Genomic DNA, 6,133 nt, shown 5'->3' with positions numbered 1-6,133 from the left:
CATCCGTAGCTCAGCTGGATAGAGTACTCGGCTACGAACCGAGCGGTCGGAGGTTCGAATCCTCCCGGATGCACCATATTCTCCGAGATAACAGCCACGCTGTTGTTTCAAGGTCTGCGAGTTAATCGCAAGCACCAGGGAGGATAACGTTGCTTTAGCAACGGCCCGCAGGGCGAGGCGTAAGCCGAGTAATCCTCCCGGATGCACCGTCTCTTCTGTTATTCCCTTCGATGTTTAGTTCTTAATCACTCTCGTAGTTATCACTTCGCAATCAGCGACAAAAACCACCATTTACGATAAAGTAATGCTTTGTTAATCGTTTAGCGAGAGCACGATGTACGCACAGTATGACGGTTTGATCTTCGATATGGATGGCACCCTGCTGGATACCGAACCCACGCATCGTCAAGCCTGGACCGAGGTCCTGGGCCGCTACGGTATGCGTTTCGATTTGCAGGCGATGATCGCCCTCAACGGCTCCCCCACCTGGCGTATTGCGCAGGCCGTGATTGAACTGAATCAGGCCGATCTCGACCCGCACCTGCTCGCGCGTGAAAAAACCGATGCGGTAAAAGCCATACTGTTAGATACCGTACAACCTTTACCCCTCATTGACGTGGTTAAAGCGTGGCACGGACGTCGTCCTATGTCTGTCGGCACGGGCAGCGAGAGCGCGATTGCAGAAGCATTACTCAACCATCTTGGCCTGCGCCACTATTTTTCTGCCGTGGTTGCCGCCGATCATGTTAAACGTCACAAGCCCGCACCGGACACCTTCCTGCTCTGCGCAGAATTAATGGGCGTCCCGGCGGCAAAATGCGTCGTGTTTGAAGATGCCGATTTCGGTATCCAGGCCGCGCGTGATGCCGGAATGGATGCGGTGGATGTGCGCTTACTGTGAGTGACGCGCTGTCACTCGCCTCATTATTCGCCAGCAGTTTTTTAAGCGCCACGCTGTTACCGGGCAATTCGGAAGTGGTGCTGGTGGCGATGCTGTTGTCCGGCGTGAGTCAGCCCTGGCTGCTTGTATTAATAGCAACAATGGGTAATAGCCTTGGAGGGCTGACTAACGTTATTCTTGGGCGTTTCTTTCCGCTGCGCGAAAAATCGCGCTGGCAGGAAAAGGCAGTCGGCTGGCTAAAACGCTATGGCGCTGCCACGCTGTTATTAAGCTGGATGCCTGTAATAGGCGATTTACTGTGTCTGCTGGCGGGATGGATGCGCATCTCCTGGGGACCGGTGCTCTTTTTTTTGTGCCTTGGCAAGGCGTTGCGCTATGTTCTCGTGGCGTGGGCAACACTACAGGGTATGACGTGGTGGCACTAATTGGTGGAATGAATACGCGACCTTCAATCGTCAACCATTACAATTATGCTGAGTAACATTACTTTGACAGGCGGGAGGTCAATTTGATCCCGGACGTATCTCAGGCGCTGGCCTGGCTGGAAAACCACCCTCAGGCTCTGAAGGGTATTCAGCGTGGTCTTGAGCGTGAAACGCTGCGCGTTAACGCGGACGGTAGTTTAGCGACGACGGGTCACCCGAAGGCGTTAGGCTCGGCGCTGACACATAAATGGATCACAACCGATTTCGCTGAAGCGCTGCTGGAGTTCATTACGCCAGTAGAGGGTAATATTGATCATATGCTGACGATCATGCGCGATATCCATCGCTACACCGCGCGCAACCTGGGCGACGAACGTATGTGGCCCCTCAGCATGCCGTGCTATATCGAGCAGGGCCAGGATATTGAACTGGCGCAGTACGGCACGTCAAATATCGGTCGGCTGAAAACGCTCTATCGCGAAGGGCTGAAAAACCGCTACGGCGCGTTGATGCAGACGATCTCGGGCGTGCATTATAACTTCTCGCTGCCTATGGCCTTCTGGCAGGCAAAATGCGGTGAAACGGACAAAGATGCGATTTCAGCGGGTTACTTCCGCCTGATCCGCAACTATTACCGTTTCGGCTGGGTGATCCCATATCTGTTTGGTGCCTCCCCGGCGATCTGTTCTTCGTTCCTGCAGGGGAAACCGACCACGCTGCCGTTCGAGAAGACCGAGTGTGGGATGTACTATCTCCCGTACGCCACCTCTCTGCGCCTGAGCGATCTCGGCTATACCAATAAATCGCAAAGCAATCTCGGTATTACGTTTAACGAATTGCACGAATATGTGGCAGGATTGAAGCGGGCGATCAAAACGCCGTCGGAAGAGTACGAGAAAATCGGTCTCGAAAAAGACGGCAAGCGCCTGCAGATCAACAGCAACGTGCTGCAGATTGAAAACGAGCTTTATGCGCCCATTCGTCCTAAGCGCGTGACGCGCAGCGGTGAAACGCCGTCGGATGCGCTGCAGCGCGGCGGGATCGAATACATTGAAGTACGCTCGCTGGATATCAACCCGTTCTCACCGATTGGCGTTGATGAGCAGCAGGTTCGCTTCCTGGATCTGTTTATGGTCTGGTGCGTGCTGGCGGATGCGCCGGAAATGAGCTCGGACGAGCTGCTCTGTACCCGTACCAACTGGAACCGCGTGATTCTGGAAGGGCGTAAACCGGGCCTGACGCTCGGCATTGGCTGCGAAACGGCACAGTTCCCGCTGACCAAAGTGGGCAAAGATCTGTTCCGTGACCTGAAGCGCGTTGCCCGAACAATGGACAGCATTGACGGCGGCGACGCCTATCAACAGATCTGCGACCAGCTGGTGGAATGTTTTGATAACCCTGAACTGACGTTCTCAGCACGCATTCTGCGTTCTATGATCGATCGGGGCATTGGCGGCACGGGGCGTTCACTCTCAGCGGAGTACCGTGAGATGCTGATGCAGGAGCCGTTAGAAGTGCTTAGCGAAGCGGATTTTGCAGCGGAACGCGATGCGTCCGTGGTGCGTCAGAAAGAGGTTGAAGCGGCGGATACCGAGTCGTTTGAGGCGTTTCTGGCGAAGCAGGCCTAAGCAGAAAAGAAAAAGGCCACATCGCTGTGGCCAAAATATACATCTCTGAATTCAGGGATGATGATAACAAATGCGCGTCTTTCATATACTCAGACGCGCATTGTGTAGAAGAGTTCAGTTTTTTTTAAAAAAAATCACTATCGGAGGTGACGTATGCCGTTATTAGATAGCTTTACTGTCGACCATACCCGTATGGAAGCACCTGCAGTCCGCGTGGCGAAGACCATGCATACCCCGCACGGCGACACGATCACCGTCTTCGATCTGCGTTTCTGCGTGCCGAACAAAGAAGTGATGCCGGAGAAAGGCATTCATACGCTGGAACACCTGTTCGCGGGTTTCATGCGTGACCACCTGAACGGCAACGGCGTTGAGATCATCGATATCTCTCCAATGGGCTGCCGTACCGGTTTCTACATGAGCCTGATCGGTCAACCGGAAGAGAAACGCGTTGCTGACGCGTGGAAAGCGGCCATGGAAGACGTGCTGAAGGTGAAAGAGCAGAACCAGATCCCTGAGCTGAACGTTTACCAGTGCGGGACTTACCAGATGCACTCGCTGGAAGAAGCGCAGGAGATCGCGCGCCACATCATCGAGCGTGATGTTCGCGTGAACAGCAACGAAGAGCTGGCCCTGCCGAAAGAAAAACTGCAGGAACTGCACATCTAGTGCACCTTTTCCCTCTCCCTCCGGGAGAGGGTAGGGTGAGGGTTGTTTAGCCCATGACCACAACGTCTACGTTCTCCTTTACCCATCGCCCCCTCGTTCCGTTTGCCCATGACTACGTTCACGGTGACCGCGAGCCCTGGCACAAGCACGACTGCGCGCAGCTGCTGCACGCCCTGAGCGGCGTGGTACGGGTAGATACCCCATCGGGCTGCTGGGTGGTTCCGCCCGGCCGCGGCGTCTGGCTGCCGGCGGGCACGCAGCATTCCCTGCGCATTACCGGCAACGTGGCGGCGCGGACGCTGTTTATCGATCCGCTGGCGCGGGCCGATCTTCCGGCCGCCTGCCAGATCGTGCAGATCTCCCCGCTGCTGCGCGAGCTGATCCTCGCCGCCCTTGCTTTACCTGAATCGTACTCGCCCGGAAGCCGGGATGAACGCGTCTATGAGCTCATTCTCGATGAAATCCGCACTATGCCGGTGCTGCCGTTTCATCTGCCTGAGCCGGAAAGCGAGGCGTTACGTCAACTGTGCCTGCAAATTCGGCAAAACGCGGGGGAGAGCTGGAGCAGCGTGCAGGCCGCGAGCATGATGAACATGAGCGAGCGCACGATGAACCGCCATTTTCAGCAGCAGACGGGATTGAGCTACGGTGAGTGGTTGAGAAGGGCGCGTCTGCTGGAGGCGCTACAGCGGCTGGCGCAGGGCCAGCCGGTACTTCGCGTGGCGCTGGATCTCGGTTACGGTAGCCACAGCGCCTTTACGGCCATGTTCCGCCGGGTGATGGGCATTTCACCCAGCGAATACTTCAAAGACAGCTAACCGCATTAAAAAGCGCCTGAAGCGAGGCGCGCGAGACGTCGCTGTCAATGCCCACGCCCCAGCGGCTGGTGCCGTCCTGGAACAGGCAGCGAATATACGCCACGGAACGGCTGTCGCTGCGCTCGCCTAACGTATGCTCGTGATAGTCCTTAATCACAAACGGCGCGTTGACCCAGCGGCTAATGCCGTGAGCGGCGGCGGAGAGCAGGCCGTTACCCTGGCCTTCAAGCTGACGCGTCTCCCCCTGCGTGACGACACTGGCCGTCAAACGCAGCTGGCCGTCCTGCTGGCCCTCGCTGCGATAGGATTGCAGCGCAAGCGGCGGCGTTGCCACCAGCCCGTAGCGGGCGCGGAACAGCTGCCACAGCGCGTTTTGCGTCATCTCTTTGCCGTGGCGATCGGTTTCCTGCTGTACGTGCTGGCTGAAATCCTGCTGCAGGGCGCGGGGTAATTTCAGCCCATGGTTTTGCTCGATAAGCCATGCGCTGCCGCTTTTTCCTGACTGGCTGTTCACGCGGATCACCGCTTCATAGGTACAGCCGATATCCTGCGGATCGACGGGCAGGTAGGGCATTTCCCAGCGCTCGCCAGGCCTGCGGGCATCAAAACCTTTTTTGATCGCGTCCTGGTGCGAGCCGGAGAAGGCGGTATAGGCCAGCCGTCCTGCCCACGGATGGCGCGGGTGCACCGGCAGCTGGTTGCAGGTTTCCACCGCTTCCACCACCCGGTTCATATCGCTAAAGTCCAGATTCGGGCTAATGCCCTGGCTGTAGAGGTTCATCGCCAGCGTCACCAGACAGACGTTACCCGTGCGCTCACCGTTACCAAACAGGCAGCCCTCGACGCGATCTGCGCCCGCCATCACGGCCAGCTCGGCGCTGGCGACGGCGGTACCGCGGTCGTTATGCGGATGCACGCTGATGCAGACGTCGCGGCGGCGGCTGAAGTGGCGACAGAAATACTCAATCCGATCGGCATAGACGTTCGGCGTGTTCACCTCCACGGTGGCAGGCAAGTTGACGATCATTGGACGCGCGTCGCACGGCTGCCAGATCTCCGCCACGGCTTCACAAATCTCCAGCGCAAACTCCGGCTCGGTAAAGCAGAACGTTTCCGGGGAATACTCATACTGCCAGCGGGTATCCGGGTTCTCTTCACACAGTTGACGAATAAGGCGGGTAGAACGCGTTGCCAGCTCGACGATTTGCGCCTTTTCCATGCCGAACACCAGGCGGCGGAAAAGCGGGGCGGTGGCGTTATACAGATGGACGGTGGCCTGCTTCGCGCCGCGCAGGGATTCGAAAGTGCGATGGATAAGATCGTCCCGCGCCTGGGTCAACACCTGAATCGTGACGTCATCCGGGATGCGGTTCTCTTCAATCAGTTGGCGGACAAAGTTGAAGTCCGTCTGCGAGGCGGAAGGAAAGGCGACCTCAATCTCCTTAAACCCGCAGCTCAGCAGCAGTTCCCAGAACTGCAGCTTGCGCGCGCTGTCCATCGGCTCGGCAAGGGCCTGGTTGCCGTCGCGCAGGTCGGTGGAGAGCCAGCGCGGCGCGCGGGTGATGCATTGCTCCGGCCAGCGGCGGTCGGACAGGGAAAGCGTAGGATAAGGCGTGTATTTGTCGGCGGGTGTGTTCAGCATGATGCGCTCCTGTTGTCTTTTCACTATCGTGAAGCGATTTCAGGCGCGCT

General features: G+C 57.4%; 6 protein-coding genes. 5 read left to right on the top strand and 1 reads right to left on the bottom strand.

Features of this window, described 5'->3' with window-relative positions:
- Positions 1–334: 334 nt before the first annotated feature.
- The 5 genes from yqaB to L6R44_RS06080 all read left to right on the top strand — a co-directional run bounded on the left by yqaB (position 335) and on the right by L6R44_RS06080 (position 4,441).
- Positions 335–901, top strand: coding sequence for a fructose-1-phosphate/6-phosphogluconate phosphatase (gene yqaB / locus L6R44_RS06100; protein WP_237423578.1), 567 nt, complete (start codon positions 335–337; stop codon positions 899–901).
- Positions 898–1,326 (top strand): YqaA family protein, encoded by a 429-nt coding sequence (locus L6R44_RS06095; protein WP_008499541.1) that lies wholly within the window; start codon positions 898–900, stop codon positions 1,324–1,326. The genes yqaB and L6R44_RS06095 overlap by 4 nt, the downstream gene beginning before the upstream one ends.
- An 83-nt stretch (positions 1,327–1,409) precedes the next feature.
- Positions 1,410–2,954, top strand: a complete 1,545-nt coding sequence (gene gshA, locus L6R44_RS06090; protein WP_032642992.1) for a glutamate--cysteine ligase — start codon at positions 1,410–1,412, stop codon at positions 2,952–2,954.
- Positions 2,955–3,107: 153 nt separating this feature from the next.
- Positions 3,108–3,623 carry an S-ribosylhomocysteine lyase gene (gene luxS, locus L6R44_RS06085; protein ID WP_008499539.1) on the top strand — a complete coding sequence of 172 codons (516 nt, stop codon included), beginning with the start codon at positions 3,108–3,110 and terminating at the stop codon, positions 3,621–3,623.
- 53 nt (positions 3,624–3,676) lie between these two features.
- A complete protein-coding gene (locus L6R44_RS06080; RefSeq protein WP_237423577.1) occupies positions 3,677–4,441 on the top strand; it encodes an AraC family transcriptional regulator in 765 nt (254 codons plus the stop codon).
- Here the strand turns inward: L6R44_RS06080 and leuA are convergent.
- Entirely contained in the window at positions 4,428–6,083 is a 1,656-nt protein-coding gene (leuA, locus tag L6R44_RS06075) for a 2-isopropylmalate synthase (protein ID WP_237423576.1), read from the bottom strand. The two genes, L6R44_RS06080 and leuA, sit on opposite strands and share 14 nt — an antisense overlap.
- Positions 6,084–6,133 lie beyond the last annotated feature (50 nt).

The sequence above is a fragment of the Enterobacter cloacae complex sp. ECC445 genome (genome assembly GCF_021892025.1).
GTDB classification, from domain to species: Bacteria; Pseudomonadota; Gammaproteobacteria; order Enterobacterales; family Enterobacteriaceae; genus Enterobacter; species Enterobacter chengduensis.
The sequence above is the reverse complement of the archived record's forward strand: the minus strand, read 5'-3'. Positions and strand labels throughout refer to the sequence as shown.